This is a genomic window from Flavobacterium segetis, assembly GCF_900129575.1.
Classification (GTDB): Bacteria; Bacteroidota; Bacteroidia; order Flavobacteriales; family Flavobacteriaceae; genus Flavobacterium; species Flavobacterium segetis.
The window spans coordinates 18,208-39,175 of the sequence record NZ_FQWE01000004.1 but is presented as its reverse complement, the minus strand read 5'-3'; the positions used below and the strand labels follow the sequence as shown (position 1 = coordinate 39,175).

At 32.2% G+C, this 20,968-nt stretch carries 18 protein-coding genes; 5 read left to right on the top strand and 13 right to left on the bottom strand.

All coding sequences use genetic code 11. The annotated features are described in order from the left end of the window. Positions 1–41 precede the first annotated feature (41 nt). The 8 genes from BUA99_RS06550 to BUA99_RS06515 all read right to left on the bottom strand — a co-directional run bounded on the left by BUA99_RS06550 (position 42) and on the right by BUA99_RS06515 (position 8,244). Positions 42–1,544, bottom strand: coding sequence for a carboxypeptidase-like regulatory domain-containing protein (locus BUA99_RS06550; protein ID WP_072989865.1), 1,503 nt, complete (start codon positions 1,542–1,544; stop codon positions 42–44). Between the two features lie 31 nt (positions 1,545–1,575). Continuing rightward, positions 1,576–2,937, bottom strand: coding sequence for a CsgG/HfaB family protein (locus BUA99_RS06545; protein ID WP_072989862.1), 1,362 nt, complete (start codon positions 2,935–2,937; stop codon positions 1,576–1,578). 1 nt (position 2,938) lies between these two features. After that, the gene (locus BUA99_RS06540) at positions 2,939–3,343 is read right to left on the bottom strand and encodes a curli production assembly/transport component CsgF (protein ID WP_072989859.1); all 405 of its coding nucleotides are present in this window, start codon (positions 3,341–3,343) and stop codon (positions 2,939–2,941) included. Between the two features lie 14 nt (positions 3,344–3,357). Further along, entirely contained in the window at positions 3,358–3,645 is a 288-nt protein-coding gene (locus tag BUA99_RS06535; RefSeq protein WP_234972935.1) for a curli production assembly/transport protein CsgE, read from the bottom strand. Positions 3,646–3,692: 47 nt separating this feature from the next. Continuing rightward, the gene (locus BUA99_RS06530) at positions 3,693–4,097 is read right to left on the bottom strand and encodes a hypothetical protein (RefSeq protein ID WP_072989856.1); all 405 of its coding nucleotides are present in this window, start codon (positions 4,095–4,097) and stop codon (positions 3,693–3,695) included. Between the two features lies 1 nt (position 4,098). Further along, positions 4,099–4,638 (bottom strand): hypothetical protein, encoded by a 540-nt coding sequence (locus BUA99_RS06525; protein ID WP_072989853.1) that lies wholly within the window; start codon positions 4,636–4,638, stop codon positions 4,099–4,101. A gap of 69 nt (positions 4,639–4,707) precedes the next feature. Next, positions 4,708–5,562, bottom strand: a complete 855-nt coding sequence (locus BUA99_RS06520; protein ID WP_084673491.1) for a hypothetical protein — start codon at positions 5,560–5,562, stop codon at positions 4,708–4,710. Positions 5,563–6,054: 492 nt separating this feature from the next. Next, positions 6,055–8,244 (bottom strand): glutamine synthetase III family protein, encoded by a 2,190-nt coding sequence (locus BUA99_RS06515; protein WP_072989848.1) that lies wholly within the window; start codon positions 8,242–8,244, stop codon positions 6,055–6,057. A gap of 294 nt (positions 8,245–8,538) precedes the next feature. Between BUA99_RS06515 and BUA99_RS06510 the strand changes: the two genes are divergently transcribed. Beyond that, the gene (locus tag BUA99_RS06510; protein WP_072989845.1) at positions 8,539–9,480 is read left to right on the top strand and encodes a TerC family protein; all 942 of its coding nucleotides are present in this window, start codon (positions 8,539–8,541) and stop codon (positions 9,478–9,480) included. Positions 9,481–9,536: 56 nt separating this feature from the next. Here the strand turns inward: BUA99_RS06510 and BUA99_RS06505 are convergent, their stop codons facing one another. After that, positions 9,537–10,046 (bottom strand): hypothetical protein, encoded by a 510-nt coding sequence (locus tag BUA99_RS06505; protein WP_072989842.1) that lies wholly within the window; start codon positions 10,044–10,046, stop codon positions 9,537–9,539. Between the two features lie 86 nt (positions 10,047–10,132). Between BUA99_RS06505 and BUA99_RS06500 the strand changes: the two genes are divergently transcribed. Both BUA99_RS06500 and BUA99_RS06495 read left to right on the top strand, forming a co-directional pair. After that, positions 10,133–10,702 (top strand): DUF1543 domain-containing protein, encoded by a 570-nt coding sequence (locus tag BUA99_RS06500; RefSeq protein ID WP_072989839.1) that lies wholly within the window; start codon positions 10,133–10,135, stop codon positions 10,700–10,702. Positions 10,703–10,825: 123 nt separating this feature from the next. Next, positions 10,826–11,371: a type 1 glutamine amidotransferase domain-containing protein gene (locus BUA99_RS06495; RefSeq protein WP_072989836.1), complete on the top strand. Its 546-nt coding sequence runs from the start codon at positions 10,826–10,828 to the stop codon at positions 11,369–11,371. Between the two features lie 741 nt (positions 11,372–12,112). On the opposite strand, the gene BUA99_RS06490 is transcribed toward BUA99_RS06495, so the two are convergent. Next, positions 12,113–15,565: a methylmalonyl-CoA mutase family protein gene (locus BUA99_RS06490; protein WP_072989833.1), complete on the bottom strand. Its 3,453-nt coding sequence runs from the start codon at positions 15,563–15,565 to the stop codon at positions 12,113–12,115. Between the two features lie 276 nt (positions 15,566–15,841). Between BUA99_RS06490 and BUA99_RS06485 the strand changes: the two genes are divergently transcribed. Beyond that, positions 15,842–16,552, top strand: a complete 711-nt coding sequence (locus BUA99_RS06485) for a DUF4197 domain-containing protein (RefSeq protein WP_072989830.1) — start codon at positions 15,842–15,844, stop codon at positions 16,550–16,552. 28 nt (positions 16,553–16,580) lie between these two features. After that, positions 16,581–17,432, top strand: a complete 852-nt coding sequence (gene purU, locus BUA99_RS06480) for a formyltetrahydrofolate deformylase (protein ID WP_072989828.1) — start codon at positions 16,581–16,583, stop codon at positions 17,430–17,432. A gap of 292 nt (positions 17,433–17,724) precedes the next feature. Here purU and BUA99_RS06475 read toward each other — a convergent pair whose 3' ends face one another. From BUA99_RS06475 to pyrF, 3 genes are all read right to left on the bottom strand, one after another. Next, positions 17,725–18,510 carry an alpha/beta fold hydrolase gene (locus BUA99_RS06475; protein ID WP_072990618.1) on the bottom strand — a complete coding sequence of 262 codons (786 nt, stop codon included), beginning with the start codon at positions 18,508–18,510 and terminating at the stop codon, positions 17,725–17,727. A gap of 237 nt (positions 18,511–18,747) precedes the next feature. Next, a complete protein-coding gene (locus tag BUA99_RS06470; RefSeq protein ID WP_072989825.1) occupies positions 18,748–19,560 on the bottom strand; it encodes an ABC transporter substrate-binding protein in 813 nt (270 codons plus the stop codon). Positions 19,561–19,892: 332 nt separating this feature from the next. Beyond that, positions 19,893–20,726 (bottom strand): orotidine-5'-phosphate decarboxylase, encoded by an 834-nt coding sequence (gene pyrF / locus BUA99_RS06465; RefSeq protein WP_072989822.1) that lies wholly within the window; start codon positions 20,724–20,726, stop codon positions 19,893–19,895. Between the last annotated feature and the right edge of the window lie 242 nt (positions 20,727–20,968).

The following is a 20,968-nucleotide window of genomic DNA, read 5'->3' as shown; positions in this document are numbered from 1 at the left end:
ATCAAATGAAATAGGCATCTTTTAAATAATAGATGTGAAATTTATTCCCAATCAGGCATAAATTGTCCAGTAAATAAGGTTTCTCTTCTTAATGCATTGAGACCAGCGGGATTTACTTCAATTTTTAAAATATTTTTTTCAGACGTGCCATCATTTGATGTGTTCGTAAATATAATTTCTGCTTCGTTAGGTGAATACCTCGCATCTTGATCATTAGTACCTGCGATTTTTTCTGTCGTAATTTGAACCGAAAAAGAGGTGTCAAAATTATATTCGAAAATCCTATTGTCGAGTTGTCTGTAATTAGGACTTTCATACTGAGAAACATCCCTTGTATAAAGTAGTTTTCTACCTGTGATCGAAAAATTTAAGCTACCTACAGCACCAGTTTGTGACGGCAGGACATTGCTAATAATTGCACCTGCAAGGTTAATTACATATATTTCAGCGTTGTATCCTTCGTTGTCATTAACCTTTATTGCTACTTTCATACCATCATTACTCCAATCGCATTCTGATATAAACTTACCATTTGATGTTTCAAATATTTTTTTCAATCCACTACCATCGCTATTAATCTGGTATAATTTATCAAAATTTGGATAGATTAATTTATCGCCAGTGGTATTCCAAGAAAATCCTATAAAGTCAGGGTTAAATCCAGCAATAGAAACTGAGTTAGTGACTTTGGTCTTATTTGATCCATCTGCATCCATAATAAAGATATGATTTTGCGAACCATTAGATTGTATGAATGCAATTTTACCAGATTGATTGTTTTTTCTGGGACGCCAGCTATTTGTCTCCGAACTAGTTATTTGATATCTATTTTTATCTTGGTCAGCAGCAAAAATCACATTGTTTGAATTGATCTTTTTTACCATTAAATATCTAGTTGACGGAAAACTTAAAGTTGAGAATGTAAAAACAGAACTAAAAACTGGTTTACTTTTAGAATCTGTAACAGATACCTGCCAAAAATACTTAGTTCCGTAGAATAAATTTGTCAGTAACAGCTCCTTTTCCTTTATGCCTGAATATATTAAAACAGTGCTACTTTTATCATTTCTCAACGTGACTTCATAGCTTAAAACATCTCCGTTAGGATCACTTGCTGCCCACTCTATTTTTGTACTCAAGCTTTGATTTGTAGCATTATCCAAAGGTGCAACAATCTTGGGTTCCAAAGGTGGTAGGTTGTTACCAGTGTTTTTTGTTAGTTCAAATACAACTTCACTTTCTAAATTTTTATTAACGGTAACCGATTCAAATTTTGATAAATAGCCGTCTTTCTGCGCTTGGATTGAATATTCACCAACTTTTATATTACTGATCGTAAATTTACCCTCAGCATCAGTGAAAACAGTACTTGATGTTGGACTTGAAAAAACTTTAACATTTTCTAATGGTTCGAAAGTATCACTCGACACTATTTTACCTTTGACTGTTCCGAATATTTCTGCACTACCATCTATTTTTTCCTCACTACACGAAAAAAAAACGGACATAAATGTTAAAATAATAAGTGGGGTAATATATTTCATTTAGCGTTATTTTAGAATTAAAAATACCTGTTTATTTTGCTTTTTTACCTAAATAATAAGTGATTCCAAAACCAAATTTATAATAATAATCATCTCTAATTCCAGCGACCAAATAGTCAATGTTGTCGCTAAAATTAACATTGTATTCACCAAACAATTTTATACCAAAATTGTCCGAAACTAAATATTCTAAGCCAGTACCAAACTGTACTTTACTATGGCTGTTTTCAAACTTACTGTTAAACCCAATTCCAGCACCAGCGGACAAATATGGTGACAGTTTATCTTTAGGTAAAATAATCCATTCACCGTTTAAATCAAAAGTGGCATACCCAACATTTATTGCGTTTTCATTTGCCAGTTTTAAAGCATTTGTAGATGCTGAAATAATAAAACTTTGAGAAGGAGCAAATTTTAAAGCACCTCTAATAAATGGCTTCGCTAACGGATTAGAATAGTCGCCGTTCATAAATGTACTTCCTCCAGATAATTCGATACCAAACTTGCGTCTTTGTGGTGTTAAAGCTCGGCCATAAATTTTTGAATTATCAGCTATTTCATTTTCTTTTTTATAATTATTTAAAAGAGCCTCGACCTTTTCCTTTGGATCGTCTGTCAATAAAATTCCATCTTGAATACCTTCTAACACAATCGATTCTACTGCCTTTTCAATCGCTTCACTAACCGCCATATGAATAGGTTCATTTGCCGTGTATCCTGTTTCCACTTCTAAAAGTCGTTTGAAATTGACATATCTGAATAAACTTTGATCAACAGCTTGAGATAGTATTGTTTTTGATATGTAGACAGATTTAAGAATTTTACCATTAGAAGTAGAGACCATCCTCAAATAAATTGTAACTCTATCTTGGCGATACTTAACCGACCCTCCAGCTCCAAAGTAACGTGCTCCAAATCCACCAGTGATAATATTGGAATCATAAGATATTATTCCACCTTCAAGCAAGACACCCGCATATAATAATGGGGTCAACTGAGGATCGTTTGGATTTGCATTTTTATTATATTCTTGTCGTGTTGAACGAATTAAATTTCGTTCTTGAAGTAAATTACCAACATTTTCTCTTTCAATTGGTATAAACCACTTTGAATCTTCTAGTGCTTTAATTAAAATTGAAGTAGCGCCCTGGGTAACTGCAGTACTAAAACTATTTCCATTATCTTGGGGTTTATATTGACCGGTTTGATCTCTAAATTTATAAACACCTACAACAACCTGCTCTTTTGGAGTTGGAAGATTTCTTAATAAAGATGTTGCTGGGGTACCCTCTCCTATGATTGCTTTTTGCAATCCAGTGGGCTGATTATAGTAAGCAGTGCAACTAGATAAAACCGATAAAATTAGTAAAGAAGTGTAGGTTAAAATTCTCATATTATTTTTTTGGGATAATGATTTGAGTTTGCTCGCCAGTATTTGTATCGAGAATATTTAGTGAAAGACCATCTGCGGTAGGAAAAATATCTACTGAATAGCTTCCAAAAGTATAAGATCCCTCCGAAAGACCATCAGTACCAAACTGCTGTCTATAAAGCAAACTAGAAATCTGACTTAATAATTGTGAATTTAAACTTTCTTTAAATTTTTGTAGGTCAGTTTTTTGTTCTAGTTGGCTTACTTTATCTTTAAATTTATTTTGGTTCTCTGCACTACTCATTAACCATTGATAATTAAAAGTGTCTCCACCAAAGGCCGGATTAACAGGCTTATACACGAACGCTTGTGCATTTGTAGGAACTGAAGAAAAAATTGACGCTATTAAAAAATAAAAATATTTCATAACAAAAAATGATTTTAGTATTGAGTAAAATATTTACTTAGTTTTTCTTTTTCCTTAAAATAAAAGAATGTCACATTAACAGCTTCAGAAGCTGCTGATTCTAAAAACTCTTCATCCGGTCTTGCGATAAATTCATAAATAATCTCATTGTTGATTTCGACTGATATTTTAATGTTCCGGCCAAAACTAAACTCCTCTCCAATAATAACAATTTCGCCACCATTAATTTCAAGATCATTATAGAAATAAAAATATTTATCGTAAAATTCTTTTCCAACTCTAGTTTTTGTATTATCAGTAATAATTCCTTTTAAAATGAAACTTTGATCAGGCTTTTTTAGTACTTCTTCTACTTTTTTTTTTCTGAATTAAAAACCAATCTTTCCTTACTAATAATTTGTTTCTGTTCATTATAAAAAATTAACATTACAATTACTTCGTCATCAGCAGTAATATTGACTTGAGTTGTAGATAATTTTATCTTTTCATTAGGTTTCAAAGTAAATATTCCCTCTTGGGCATTGTTACTGGTATTACCATCCAAAATATTTTTTCGTATAACAGATAATTTGTAGGAAGCACTTTTTGTTATCTCAGTGAAGTTTTCGGCTGTTCCAAATATTTTTATATTATTTTCAATTCTTTCAATCTCGATCTTTGCCTTAACTTCATCTTGAGTTGTGCTCTCTTGTGAATAAAAATTTGTAAAAAATAAAAAGAGACTTATGATTAAAATTTTTTTAATAAACTGCATGTCAATTAAGTTTATTAATTATTATTACGGAAGCGCTATTACCTTTTTGAGAAACAGTCATATCCTTAGATATTGAATTGGCTCCAATACTTTTGATATTTAAATCATTACCATTTTGAATCATTTTTGCATTGATATCATAATTACTTCGGTAAGAATAATCATTTATTATATTGTCATTTCCACTTTGCTGCACACTCATGATAATTTTTTTTACATCTTTTACTAAAGAATATTTATTATTATTTCCTTCTTGCGATACACTTACAGAAGAAATTTGCGAATTTATATTTACTATCGCATTATTGTAATTTCCTATTTGCTGAATATTAATCAAGGAACTTCGATACGATAAATAAGAATTTCTATTACTTTCATTAATGCTGCTAGAATTACCAACTAGATTCAGTGCTATATCTTTTTGATCGAAAGCAGAAGAACTATAGTTTTGAAACACCAAATTATCCTCCCTATTTTGAGAAAATAATATTGAACTTAAAAAAAGCAAAAACGCGGTCGATTTTAAAGAGATATTTTTCATCACTATCGTTTTAAATTAAAAAGATGAGATAGTATTTCGACTATCTCATCTTCTAATACTTATGAAAATTTACATTCCGTTGTTTTGAGTCACAGAAATTGAATTTAAATTCCCTTGTGAATAATTAATACTTTGATGCATTGAACCAGTTTGACTAACAGTTGCCATATTGGATTCACCAATTTGAAGTGTATTATTCGTTAATTTAGTTCCATTCTGAGTATTTGTGGCCTTATTATCTTTGCCATATTGATAGTGATTGGATAAGTTACCATTTGCGAGAGAGGTTCCCGCTGGAGACGTTTGAGTTTGAGTAGATGAATTTCTTTCACCACCTTGACTTGCATACGCCGTATTAGAATCACCAGTTTGAGTTTGCAGTGCCTTGTTAAGAGTGTTAGGCGATACAGGAACAGGAACTAATGCAACTGCTGCAATTTGAGCAGGGCTAAATACAGATGAAGATGTTGGTCTCTCATTACCAGAAGTACCTTGATCTATAGTAGCTTTATTAGACTTACCAGTTTGTACTTGTTTACCCCAATCAGAACCTTGAGTTGCTGCAGGTGCTCCAACGATTTGATCTTGCCAGATAGTAGCAGAGTTATTGTCCCCCGTTTGAGTTTGATAAGCCTCATTATTTTTGTTGCTTTGAGAAACAAAAGCCGTGTTGGAATTTCCATTTTGCATTACTTCTGCCTTATTGTTCACAGCATTAAAGTTTGACGGTTTTCTACCTTGAAAAACATCAGATTTGTTACTGTTTCCTATTTGATCTATATCGGAACTATTAACGTTACCGAATTGATCCACAAGTGCAGCATTGCTGTTACCAACTTGATTTGCGTTAGAAATGTTTCCCTGAGCAAATGACATAGCTCCTACAAATAGCATCGCGGAGATGCTTAAAATTACTTTCTTCATAATAAATAATGTTTAATTGGTTATTAATAATTTTTATTACGTAGGTTAAGAAGAATAAGGGCATTCTTTACAATTGCAATTAGTTTAAAACAACACCGGCGTTTTATTTTAACTATTCAAATTTAGAAAATTTGAATTTGACAAAAAAATTATAAGTACTTAAATTTTAAGGATTTATACAATTAAAAGATGATCTGTGTAATATAATCGATGAATTACATAAACATTTTAATTAAAATAAAGATATTTCTTATAAGAAAAATTATTTAATATCACTTTAGTTGTAAATAACTTGTTAATAAATATTTTTAAAATAATTAATATCAGTTTTTACTTATATTATCTTAAATTTATTATTTAAAATAAAAAGCATCAAATTTTTAACCAGATTTTATAATATAAAGTGGCTTGATCTATATTCATTAATTTTCTTCATTACTAGGCAAAAAAAAGCCTAATCGTTTAAGACTAGGCTTTTACTTAACTTTTTTTCTATTTGGTGAACAATAACTCTCGGTATTTGGTAAGAGTCCAAATTTCATTATCAACAAGCAGCTCTAATTTATCACAATGTTTTCTAATGATTTCAAAATAAGGCTTAACCTTATTACAATAAACCTCCGCCATTTCTTGTGCGTCAGTTAGCATGTTTGCCTTTTTTCTTTCATTAGTCATTTCAACAACATTAGAATTTATACCTTCTATATGTTTAGAAATTTGCTTGATAAGAATTATTTGCTCTTTAGCGATATTTTCAAATTCATCACCAAAAATATCTTTTAAACCTTTGACATTGGCGATAAGCGTATTTTGATAACGAATTGCGGTTGGGATCACATGATTTTTAGAAATATCTCCTAAAACCCTACCTTCAATTTGGATTTTCTTAGTGTACTCTTCTAACTCAATTTCATATCGCGCTTCAACTTCAACATGATTCATGATATTCAATTCAGAAAACAAATCTAAAGATTGTTTTGAAATTCTCGCTTTTAGCGCTTCAGGAGTGGTCTTAAAATTACTTAAACCTCTACTTGCAGCTTCAATTTCCCACTCTTCACTATAACCATCACCTTCAAAAAGGATTTTTTTAGATTGCTTAATATATTCTCTCAACACATTAAAGATGGCATCGTCTTTTTTCATGTCTTTCTTTTCAATTAAAGTATCAACTTCTACTTTAAAATCTCTCAGTTGTTTTGCAACTATTGCATTTAAGGTGGTCATTGAATTAGAACAGTTTGCGGTTGAACCCACTGCTCTAAATTCAAATTTATTTCCTGTGAAAGCAAACGGTGAAGTTCTATTTCTATCGGTATTATCTAATAAGACATCTGGAATTTTTCCTACTACATTCAATTTGAGATCTGTTTTTTCTTCTGGAGATAATTTACCTGCGGTGACACCCTCTAATTCTGCTAGGACTTTAGTTAACTGTGCACCAATAAATACTGAAATAATCGCTGGCGGTGCTTCATTAGCTCCTAAGCGATGGTCATTACTTGCAGATGCTATGGCCGCCCTTAATAATGATTCATTGTCATTTACCGCTTTGATTGTATTAATGAAGAAAGTTAAAAATTGTAAATTACTCATTGGTGTTTTACTTGGACTTAAAAGATTAACTCCCGTATCAGTTGCCAGTGACCAATTATTATGCTTTCCTGAGCCATTCACCCCTTTAAAAGGTTTCTCATGGAAAAGTACTTTAAAGCTATGACGTTCCGCCACTTTTTGCATCACATCCATAAGCAAACAATTATGATCTACTGCAAGATTTGTTTCTTCAAAAATGGGTGCCAACTCAAATTGATTTGGTGCTACTTCGTTATGACGCGTTTTTACTGGAATACCTAATAACATACATTGTTGTTCAAGGTCTCTCATATATACTAGGGCTCGAGTAGGTATCGATCCAAAATAATGATCATCTAGTTGCTGTCCTTTAGCTGAAGTATGTCCTAGCAAAGTTCTTCCAGTCATCATAAGATCTGGACGAGAATTAGCCAAAGCACTATCTATTAAGAAATATTCTTGCTCCCAACCTAATGTTGCAGTTACTTTCTTTACATTTTTATCAAAATACTTGCACACTTCCGTAGCAGCATCATCTATTACAGTTAAAGCACGTAAGAGTGGTGTTTTGTAATCTAGCGCCTCTCCAGTGTAGGAAATAAAAACGGTTGGAATACATAAAGTAGTTCCAAAAATAAATGCGGGAGAAGTTGGATCCCAAGCCGTATAACCCCTCGCTTCAAATGTATTTCTAATTCCACCATTTGGAAAACTAGAAGCATCAGGTTCTTGCTGTACTAATTGTGCACCACCAAATTTTTCAACCGGATCGCTACCGTCGTACGAAGTTTCAAAAAAAGCATCATGTTTTTCAGCAGTTATACCTGTAAGTGGCTGAAACCAATGCGTGTAATGAGTCACTCCTTTAGATAGTGCCCACTCTTTCATTCCCATAGCAATGTAATCAGCTAGTTTTCTGTCTATTTTAGTTCCATGTTGCACGGCACCTTGTACCCCTTTAAAGGCATCAGCCGTTAAATATTGCCTCATTGCCTTATCATTAAATACATTTGAACCAAAAATTGCTGACTTTCTATCTGATTCTTCAAATTTAACTGGCTTTCTTGTTGAAGCTTCTCTCAAAGCTTGGAAACGTAATGTTGACATAAAAATTAGTTTTTATTAATTAGACCCCTATTATTTTGATGCAAATATAATTTATTTATCATTTTATTAAGTTCATACCTCTTGTTTTTATAGGATAAAAATAAATTTTTATTAATATTAGAGAAACAGGCCTGTAAAATTATCATATAGTAATTCTACTTATCCAATTTATTCTATTCCTATAATTAGATAAAAAAAATGACAAAAAAGAGTAAATCTAACTTTGCTTTATTTATGTGTAAGAATTTAAAAACCAAAAAGTATCTTTACCAAAAATATTAAATAATAGAATTTATGATTGTCTGGATAATTTTTCTTGCCGCTGTTTTAATTTTTTTAGCTCTTGACTTAGGTGTTTTCAATAAAACGGCACACGTTATAAGTTCTAAAGAAGCAGGAAAATGGACCGCAATATGGGTAGCTTTATCATTTATGTTTTCTGGCGTAGTGTACTGGTTATATTCTACAGATTATATTGCAAATCCTGATGGATTGCTGCCAACAACCGCTGCTATTAAATTTATCACTGGATATTTAATTGAATTATCACTAAGTATCGATAATATATTTGTGATCGCACTAATATTCGCTGCTTTTAAAATCCCACCTAAGTATCAACATCGAGTACTATTTTGGGGAATTATGGGTGCTATTATTTTTAGAGGTCTGATGATCTTTTTTGGAGTAATGCTGATCAATAAATTTACTTGGATGACTTATATCTTTGGGGCGTTTTTACTTTATACCGCTTTGAAGATGCTTTTTAGTGGTGAAGATGAGCAGTTTCAACCTAAAAAGTCATTAGTTTATCGCACTTTGAAAAAAATAATGCCCATTTCAAATCATATCGATGGTGAACATTTCTTTGTTAAACGAAAACATATTACAGCTGCGACTCCGCTTTTTGTAGCACTTGTAGTAATTGAAGTAATGGATGTAGTTTTTGCTATTGACAGCGTGCCCGCAATTCTAGCGATTACAAATGATCCTTTTTTAGTTTTTAGTTCTAATATATTTGCAATATTAGGTTTGCGTTCCATGTATTTTTTCTTAGCGAACATGTTAGCTAGATTTAGTTATTTAGAATACAGTTTAATTGCAATATTAAGTTTTGTGGGTATTAAAATGCTTCTTCATGATTTCATTAAACTTCCTGAATGGGTTTCATTAGCATTCATAGCACTTTCTCTAATTCTTGGTATAATAATTTCATTGAAGAAAAGCAGTAAACCATAATTTTATAGTATGAAAAAGGGAAACAATTTAGTTTCCCTTTTTCATACTGTAATTTTTTAAAGATTAATTTTCTTGATATCAGTCTTTGCCACTTTTAATGCTGATAAAACAGCATCGATATTGTTTTTATTTACTGTTTTAGCAAAACCATCGGGTATTATCACAACTCTAAAAGTTTGATCTTTTGTCCAAGTTGCATCTAAGGTGTTTAAATTAAAATTAGCTGTTAAGAATATTTTCGCATTGAATTTTGTAAAATCAAAGTTAAAATCTAGTTCACCACCATCATTAAAGAAATAAGTTTGTGGCATTAATTTCCAAACATCTTGGCCGTTCACAACGTCATACAAGTGATAAAATAAAACCGAATCTGATGATCGTAATGGTGGATCAAACGGCACCAAAACACTGTAATTATTATTGAAATTAAATGTTTTGGTTATTTCAAACACTTCGGTTTTAGGCCCAGCATTATTAGTTTCATATAGTTCTGTTACTTCAGTTACTTCACAACTTTGTAGCGCCATCATCCCGATGAAAACTAAGAATAAGGTAATTTTTTTCATTTTTTTATCGTTTTTAATTTGTACTTGAGTACACTATTCACTAATTGTGCCAAAATTTATTTTGATATATTACTTACTTTTGGCAAATGGATAAAGAACTTAAATTATATATGATATTGCTAGGCTGCAAGCCCAAGGGTAGATTTACAGAGCAGCATGATGTTTTTTTTGGAATCGGAAATTCTCTTAAAGATTTGATTCCAAGCATGAATCTTTTTTGGCCTGAAGCCAAAGGACAACTTCACATTGATGCTTGGAGAGAAGTTACCGTGGTAGATAATTGTTCCATACAAATCATTCCAAAAACTACGGAACCAATCAAAAGTTTAGATAATTTATATTTCATTAATCTTGGTGGCTATAAAGAAAATGAGTTTGAAGAATATCATTATAAATTGATAACAGTTGCAGAAAATTTAGCATCAGCCTCAAAAGAATCTAAGAAATCAGCCTTTTATAAACATTGCGGTTTCCAAGGTGCTACCTCACACATTGATGATAAATACGGAATCGATGTTGATGATATTTATAATGTCAATGAAATGCTTAGCGCACATTTCAAAGAAAAATATACAATTAGAATTGTAAAATCGGGCACAACTTTGGAAAAAAACCAATTAAATATTGGATATGTAAAATTAAGTAAACTTCTATAGAATTAATTTTCACACAAAAGCATTAACATGTTTTATTACTTTTTTAACCACGTTTTATGAGACTTTAATATATCTAATTTGTAATTTTATGAAAAGACGTATTATTCATCAAAAAAATACAATATGGAAAAGAGAATAGCAATTTTAGCAACAAATGGATTTGAAGAAGTTGAATTAAGTTCACCTAAAGAATATCTAGAGAAACAAGGTTGGAAAGTAGAAATAGTGAGTCCAGAAAGTGGATATATAAAATCATGGGCTGCTACCGATTGGGGAAAAGAGTACAAAGTTGATAAAGAATTGAAAAGTGTAAAAGCGAGTGAGTACGATGCTTTAGTTTTACCAGGTGGAGTTATTAATCCTGATAAATTGCGGACAAACGAAGATGCTTTATCTTTTATTAGAGAATTTTTTTTAGTAGGAAAGCCAGTTGCTTCAATTTGTCACGGACCGCAAATTCTAATCAGTGCAGATTTAGTTAAGGGAAGAAAAATGACTTCGAATCCTTCTATTAGAGTAGATTTAATTAATGCAGGTGCAGAATGGTATGACGAAGAAGTTGTGGTCGATAAAGGTTTAGTCACAAGTAGAAATCCAGATGACTTGATTGCCTTTAATAAAAAAATGGTTGAAGAAATTAAAGAAGGTAAACATCAACCAGCGTTATAAATATTCTTAAAACAAAAAAGGCAGAAATTAATTTCTGCCTTTTTTTATGCTTTACATTTAGTATTTTTTCTAACTCTATCTTTTTGAGTACCGAACTGAAAAAGATCAAACTAAAAAATGAGATCGTATTTTATATTTTTTCTTTAACAAAGAATGATGTGTTATTCGCTAAACAAAAAGCGATTCACACATTTTCTTCTACTAAGAAAATGGTTCTCTGTGATCCCGTTATAATCCGGGATAAGCAATTCACACATTTTCTTCTACTAAGAAAATGGTTCTCTGCGATCCCGCTATAATCCGGGATAAGCGATTCACACATTTTCTTCTACTAAGAAAATAGTTCTCTGCGATCCCGTTATAATCCGGGATAAGCGATTCATACATTTTCTTCTACTAAGAAAATGGTTCTCTCCGATCCCGTTCTAATCCGGGATAAGCGATTCACACATTTTCTTCTGCTAAAAAAATGGTTCTCTGCGATCCCGTTATAATCCGGGATAAGCGATTCACACATTTTCTTCTGCTAAGAAAATGGTTCTCTGCGATCCCGTTCTAATCCGGGATAAGCGATTCACACACTTTCTTCTACTAAGAAAATGGTTCTCTGCGATCCCGTTATAATCCGGGATAAGCGATTCACACATTTTCTTCTACTAAGAAAATGGTTCTCTGCGATCCCGTTCTAATCCGGGATAAGCGATTCACACATTTTCTTCTACTAAGAAAATGGTTCTCTGCTTACATGTTTCGTCTGTATTGACCACCAACTTCAAACAGCGCAGCAGTGATTTGTCCCAATGAACATACCTTTGTAGCTTCCATCAAGTGTTCAAATAAATTTTCGTTTTTAATGGCTGCTTCCTGAATGTCGTTTAATTGTTTGCTCACATTTTCTTGATTAGACTGATGTAAATTATTCAACATTGTGATTTGGTATTGTTTTTCCTCTTCCGTTGCGCGAATTACTTCTGCTGGAATAACCGTTGGAGAACCTTTTGAACTCAAAAAAGTATTCACTCCAATAATAGGAAATTCACCAGTATGTTTCAAAGTTTCATAATACAAGCTCTCTTCCTGAATTTTACTTCGTTGATACATGGTTTCCATTGCACCAAGAACTCCACCACGTTCTGTGATTCTATCAAACTCTAATAACACAGCTGATTCTACTAAATCAGTTAATTCTTCGATAATAAATGCACCCTGAATTGGGTTTTCGTTTTTAGCTAAACCTAATTCCTTATTAATAATCAGCTGAATCGCCATTGCACGACGCACTGATTCTTCTGTAGGTGTAGTAATCGCTTCATCATAAGCGTTTGTATGCAATGAATTACAGTTATCGTAGATCGCGTAAAGTGCTTGTAAAGTAGTACGTATATCATTAAAATCAATTTCTTGTGCATGTAAAGAACGTCCCGATGTTTGAATATGGTATTTCAACATTTGTGCTCTTTCATTAGCGCCATACTTAATTTTCATGGCTTTCGCCCATATTTTACGTGCTACACGGCCAATTACCGCATATTCTGGATCTACTCCGTTTGAAAAGAAGAAGGATAAATTAGGTCCAAAATCGTTGATGTTCATCCCACGACTCAAATAATATTCTACGTAAGTAAAACCATTAGAAAGTGTGAACGCCAATTGTGTAATCGGATTTGCTCCAGCCTCAGCAATATGATAGCCTGAAATAGATACTGAATAAAAATTTCTGACATTTTTATTGATGAAATATTCCTGAACGTCACCCATTAATCGAAGTGCAAATTCAGTAGAGAAAATACACGTATTTTGTGCTTGATCTTCTTTTAAAATATCAGCTTGCACTGTTCCTCGAACTTGTGAAAGCGTTCTCGCTTTAATTTCATTGTAAATTTCGAGCGGTAAAACTAAATCCCCAGTCACTCCCAGAAGCATTAAGCCTAATCCATTATTACCAGCTGGTAAATCACCTTGATAATGCGGTCTTTCAACTCCTTTATCTTTATATATTTTATTTAATTTTTGCTCAACTTCTTTTTCTAAACCGTTTTCTTTAATGTAGTATTCACATTGCTGATCTATAGCCGCATTCATAAAAAAGCCAAGTAACATAGGAGCTGGACCGTTAATAGTCATACTAACTGAAGTCATAGCGTGAACTAAATCAAAACCCGAATATAGTTTTTTAGCATCGTCTAAGCAACAAATAGAAACTCCAGCATTACCTATTTTTCCATAAATATCAGGGCGTACATGTGGATCATTACCATATAAAGTAACACTGTCAAAAGCAGTAGACAATCTTTTAGCTGGTAAACCGGCACTTACGTAATGAAAACGCTTGTTTGTCCTTTCTGGTCCACCTTCTCCAGCAAACATTCTAGAAGGGTCTTCACCTTCTCTCTTGAACGGATACAATCCTGCAGTAAAAGGAAATTCACCTGGCACATTTTCCTGTAAACACCAGCGTAAGATGTCACCCCAAGCTTGGTACTTTGGTAAAGCAATTTTCGGAATTTGAGAATGCGATAGTGACTCGGTATGCGTTGCCATTTTTATTTCTCGATCTCGAACTTTGAAAGTGTAAATTGGATTTTTGTATTTGTTTAGTTTCTCGTTCCAAGTCAATATTATTTCCCAATTGTACGCATCGAGATCCATTTTTACTTTCTCAAATTGATTGAGTAGTAAATTCAAGAATATTTTATTTTCAGCTGCTCCCGCTTTTTCTAGTTCTAAAGCAGAAGGCATTACAGATTCATCACCAATTCCAGCTTTATTAATGGTAGGAAGTTTACCAGATACTGTTTCAATGGTTTTATAAATACCATATAATTTTTGAGCCACTTGCTCTTGAGTAACCGCTGTAACATCATATTTGCGATTACTTTCAGCAATTTCAGATAAGTAGCGGGTTCTATGAGGTGGAATTACATAAATTTTTTCGCTCATTTCACGAGTGATTTGGAATGTAGATTTCAAATCAGAATCAGTTTTTTCATGCACTTTATCCATGATCGCTTTATATAGCGTATTCATTCCCGGATCATTGAACTGTGAAGCAATAGTTCCAAAAACAGGCATTTCATCTGGGCTGACATCCCATAAATTATGATTGCGTTGGTATTGTTTTTTCACGTCACGAACTGCATCTAAAGCACCTCTCTTGTCAAATTTATTTAAAGCTACTAAATCAGCAAAATCAAGCATATCGATTTTCTCTAATTGAGTTGCAGCTCCAAATTCAGGTGTCATCACATATAAAGAAACATCAGAGTGATCCATAATCTCAGTATCCGATTGTCCAATTCCTGAAGTTTCCAGAATAATTAGATCGTACTTTGCCGCTTTGATTACTTGAATCGCATCAGCTACATACTTAGATAATGCTAAATTAGATTGACGAGTTGCTAAGGAACGCATGTAGACTCTTGGGCTATTAATCGCATTCATTCGGATTCTATCTCCTAGAAGTGCGCCACCAGTTTTACGCTTAGACGGATCTACAGAAATTAGTCCGATTGTTTTTTCCGGAAAATCAATAAGAAAGCGACGCACTAATTCATCCACTAATGAAGATTTTCCTGAACCGCCTGTTCCTGTAATTCCAAGAACTGGAGTTTTGCAGTTTTGGTTCATTTTTTGAATGGCTTCCAAAGCAGGTTTTGCTACATCAGGAAAATTTTCTGCAGCAGAGATAATTCGCGCAATAGCAGTTGGATTTTTTAATTCTAATTCCTCCAACTCAGTCGTCAATTTATCTCCAGTAGCAAAGTCAGATTGCTTTACTAAATCATTAATCATTCCTTGCAATCCCATCGCACGTCCATCATCAGGAGCATATATTCTGGTGATACCATACGCTTGTAAATTAGCAATTTCAGAGGGTAGAATTACGCCACCACCGCCACCAAATATTTTTATTTGTCCCGCTCCTTTTTCTTGAAGCAAATCATACATGTATTTAAAGTATTCATTATGTCCGCCTTGATAAGAAGTAATTGCTATTGCATTAGCGTCTTCCTGAATGGCTGTATTAACCACTTCCTCAACGCTTCGATCGTGTCCTAAGTGTATGACTTCTACACCTGTAGATTGAATAATTCGACGCATGATGTTGATTGCTGCATCGTGCCCATCGAAAAGGGCAGCTGCCGTAACAATTCTTACTTTATTAATAGGGATATATGGTATTTGTTGTTCCATTTTATGAATATGATAATTTAAGCCTGCAATTTACAATTTTATTTTAAAAATTATCTGAAGTATTGATAGCTTGTTAATAAATACGAAAGATTGTTGTTATTTAGCCCCGATTGTAGCGGCATCCCTCGCCTTTTCGGGCGAGGATACAGCAAAAAGCGGGATCAATGTTAAAAAAAAAGATTAATAGCTGCTCCTAAAAAAAATTATGGAACTATTTTTGAAACGGTAGTTTTTAATCAAACGCCAAAAGGTATTTTAATAACAAATTTAAATAAGATGAAAAAAATTTTAATTGTAATGGTTGCAGCCTCCCTTTCAAGTTGTGCTCAGGTGCAGCAAGTTATCAATCAACTACCGCAAACGCAAGGCATCAACGGAATTGACATAGCTGGTGGTTTGAAGGAAGCACTGAACAACGGGATTACTAAACAAGTTACCAAGCTTACTGCTACTGACGGTTTTTACAGAAACGAAGCAGTAAAAATACTATTACCTGAGGAATTGCGAAAAGTAGATTCTCGTTTGCGCAAAATTGGCTTAAGTTCGCTAGCTGACGAAGGATTAAAAGTCTTGAATCGGGCTGCTGAAGATGCCGTAAAAGAAGCTACTCCAATATTTGTAGATGCAGTTAGAAATATGAGTTTCATGGATGCAAAAGCAATTTTGCTAGGAAGTCAAAACTCGGCCACTAATTATTTACAAAATAGTACTTCGACTGCTTTGTACGGTAAATTTAATCCAGTGATTAAAAATTCATTTAGTAGAGTTGGGGCTGATAAAGTGTGGGCGAATATTATCACTAAATACAACAGTATTCCATTGGTTAATAAAGTTAATCCCGACTTAACTGATTATGTTACGAACCAAGCTTTAAATGGTGTGTTTAAAATGGTAGCCATTGAGGAAAAAAATATTAGAACAGATTTAAAATCTCGAACCTCGACTTTACTTCAAAAAGTTTTTGCTATTCAAGATAAAAAGTTTTAATCAACTACGTGTAAATTAATCAACCAAAATGCAAAAGATCACACTCCTCATTCACTGTAAAGATCAAAAAGGAATTATTGCCGCTGTTACCTCATTTATATCTAAAGTCGAAGGAAATATTACCTATTTAGATCAACATGTTGATGTGGAACAAAATGTATTTTTCATGCGTTTAGAAGGTGAATTTTCACTAAAGACAGATTTTGTCGCTGTAAAAACTATTTTCGAGCAAACTCTTGCAAAAGATTTTAGCATGTCGTGGAATTTTTACATTAGCGGAGTAAAGCCAAGAATGGCATTATTTGTATCCAAATACAATCATTGTTTATATGATATTTTAGGTCGGTTTAGTGCGGAAGAATTGAATGTTGAAATTCCTTTGATTATTAGTAATCACAATGATTTAAAATCAATTGCAGATCAGTTTAATATTCCTTTTTATCATATTCCTATCACTAAAGAAACTAAAGATGAAGGCGAGAAAAGACAGCTAGAATTACTTAAAAAGTTTGAAATTAACTTCATAGTTCTAGCGCGTTACATGCAAATTATTACACCTAAAATGATCTCATTGTATGAAAACAAAATCATCAATATTCATCATTCCTTTTTACCTGCTTTTCCGGGAGCAAAACCATATCATTCTGCTTTTAAAAGAGGTGTAAAAATAATAGGTGCAACGAGTCATTATGTGACAGACGCACTGGATAAAGGCCCCATTATTGAGCAAGATATAGTAAGAGTTTCACATGTAAATTCAGTTGCTGATTTTATTATGAAAGGCAAGGATTTAGAACGCACGGTTTTGGCGAGAGCCATAAAATTACATGCGGAGAGGAAGGTGATGGTCTACGAAAATAAGACAGTCGTATTTTATTAATTCAGGATAGAAATTTAGGAGCAAGTTGCCTTGCTTAGCAGTGAATAAAAACGATCGTAAAGTAGAATTGAACTATTAATATTATAAATCTATACATTAAATCTTTAGTTATAAATAAGCCAAAAAATCAGCCAATAATCTTTAACTTATCATCAACAAAGTAATAACATAATCTTAACAACGAAACACGGCTTTTAACCTGATCTTTGTAGAGTAATAAACTGGTTATTTATTATTTTGGTTTTGGTTAGTTAAAGAATTGCCTTCATCACTTTGTGATGTGGGCATTTTTTTATTTAGTCCTTTTCATAAAAGCAAGAACAGCTTCATTGAAAGCATTAGGTTGTTCCACATTTACAACGTGTCCACAGTTTTCTACTACAAATAACTCTGATGACTTATAATGACTTTCAACTACTTTTCTAACAGAAGGGAGAAACATATAATCTTCTTCGCCCATTACATAAAGCGTAGGGATATTTAATTCGACTTGGCGAAACCATTTTAATATTGGATTAATTTCTGCGGTCAATTTAAACCATTTTATAAACTCTTTTTGATATAATTTTTTCGCCTCATTGATAAAAAGCAAACGAGATTGTTTGTGATTTTTTTTTGGCATTATTACAAATGCAAAAAGCTTATACAGCAGTAAATAAGGTAAAACATATTTAAAAACATTTCCTACGCGCATTAAAACTTGTGATCTAAAATTCATTTTTAAAATTGCGCCTCCTAAAATCATGCTTTGTACACGTTCAGGATACATTTCAGCTAATTGCCGAATTAAAATAGTTCCTAAAGATATTCCAACGAAATGTGATTTTTCAATTTTTAAAAAATTTAAGACCTCAAGAATATCATTAGCAAGTGCTGAAAAAGTATATTTTTGTTTAAAAGCTGTTTTAAGAGTGGTTTTACTTTTGCCATGTCCGCGTAAATCAAGTAGTAAAACGTTGTATTCTTTCTTAAAATCACGTATTTGCTTAAACCAAATAGAAGAGCTACCGCCCGCACCATGCACAAAAGTAACCCATTGTGTAGTATTCGTGTTTTCGTAAATGGTATAGTTGATCACCTCTTTTTTTTGTAAAAATAGAACTTTAATTTTAAAAGTCAATCTTAACCAAAAATAATGCTAAAATTAAAAATGTAAAATGTAAATTCGTCAAAATTTTCATTTATGAAAGGATTATTGAAAGATAATAGTGAAATTGAAAAGCTTGTCGCCGAATATAAAATGATGTCTAAAATTAATTTTGACTGTACTAAAATTCCTGTATTTAAAAAAGAATTAATTTTGGAAAAATGCGAATCATAGCTTTGCATGTAATTTTTTAAAGTAGTCGAATGCTTTAAGCAAGCGGCTTCCGTACCAAGAGAACATTTCACCATCTACAAATACCGTTGTCGCGTGATGTGTGTGTAATCCAATTTCGAAAGCGTGTTCTTCTTTGAATGGGAATGGCTCCGAAGAAAGAAATACTAAATCTGGATCACCAGCTGATCTTATTTTTTCGATCTCGATTTCGGGATATCTTCCTGCTTTTTCAGAGTTGTTGGCGTAGATGTTTTCAAAATGATTAAGTTTTAGTAATTCATTTATAAAATTATCTCTTCCGGCGACCATAAAAGGATCTTTCCATATAAAATACGCAACTTTTTTAACTGGAATATTTTTTACAAAATTTTTGAAATCGCTCAATGCAAAAGCTAATTTGTCATTCCACTTCTGCGCTTCAGTTCTGCAATTAAAAAGTTTTCCAAAATCATTTATCATTTGGAAATTATCTTCAATGGTGATAATATCAGTAATCCAAACTGGACAAATCTTACTTAATTCTTCTACAATTTCCTTTGTGTTTTCCTCTTTATTACAAATTATAATATCAGGCTTTAATAATTTAATTTTTTCAAAATGCACTTTTTTTGTACCGCCTACTAATTTAATTGTGGATTTTAAATGACAAGGATGAACACAAAATTTTGTAATTCCTACTAAACGACTTTCTAAACCTAATTCAAATAACAATTCTGTTTGTGAAGGAACGAGAGAAATGATTCGCTGTGGCGAAGTTGTAAAAGAATGGGAAGTGCCAATTTGATCAATTAGTGTTTTTAATTTCACTTTAAAATTTTATTTTACTTAGGGAATTTTTTTTTTAGCTACGAAGACGCAAATTATTGCAGTTTTACTTACTTTTTAGATCCTTCACTGTTTTATTTGTTAACTGATGCTTGATGAAATGCTGCAGTTCTTGTTGTTCTAAAAGCTCAAAATGAATCAACAAGCTTTGACTATAAATAAGAAATCAACATAAAAATTATGACGAAAGATTCAAATTTTATTCTATCATTTGATTTTATCTTTTGCCACAAAGGCATTAAGCAGCAAATTTTACTGTTATAGACCTGGTATTTTGATTCCTATAAATTAATGTTACTGAATATTGTTATATTTTATAAATTTGCTTGCAATATCACTTCCATTTTTTGTTTTATTTTCAATGCTTCTTCTCTTGCTTTTTTAGCGAAATCAGTTCGATTTGAAGCATAAATAATAGCTCGTGACGAATTGATTAGTAATCCAATATTTGAATTCAAACCGTATTTACAAACTTCAGCAAGACTTCCGCCTTGTGCACCAACCCCAGGAACTAATAAAAAACTATCAGGGATTATTTTTCGAATTTCAGCGAAATATTCTGCTTTTGTAGCTCCTACAACATACATTAAGTTTTCACTATTTTTCCACTTTTTTGAAGTTTCTAAAACTTCTTTATACAATTCCTTTTCTTGTTGATCTTTATTTACAAGTAACGTTTGAAAATCAAAAGCGCCGTCATTAGAAGTAAGCGCTAACATAATTGTATGTTTATTTTCGAAAGCTAAAAAGGGTTCTACTGAATCTTTCCCCATATAAGGGGCTACCGTAACACTATCAAATTGAAGATCTTCAAAGAATGCCTTTGCATACATTGATGAGGTGTTTCCTATATCTCCTCGTTTTGCATCAGCGATAGTGAATATCTCAGGATATTTCTCATTGATATAATTAATTGTTTTCTTTAATGAAATCCAGCCTTTAATCCCGTAAGCTTCATAGAAAGCGATGTTGGGTTTATAAGCAACTGCAAGATCATGTGTAGCATCAATTATCGCTTTATTAAATTCAAAAATTGGATCTTCGACTTGTAATAAGTGCGTTGGAATCTTTTCTAAATCAACATCTAAGCCTATTGTAAGAAATGATTTTTTAAATTTAATCTGTTCAATTATTTGTTGTGTTGTCATGTTTGTAAGTTGTTTTGCAAAATTACAAACATAGAATTGATATCGACTTTAAATTGCATAAAATATTAGATTATAAGTTCGTAAAGAATCAAATTGTATTTTAAAAAATAAACTTATTTTAAAAATAATTTAAAATTAACAATTGTATAATTTGGTTTTTTTGTAATTTAATTTTTTGCAAATGTCAATCTATTTTTTTTTATAAATTCCTTATATTCAAAATATAACAAACTAATGTTAAG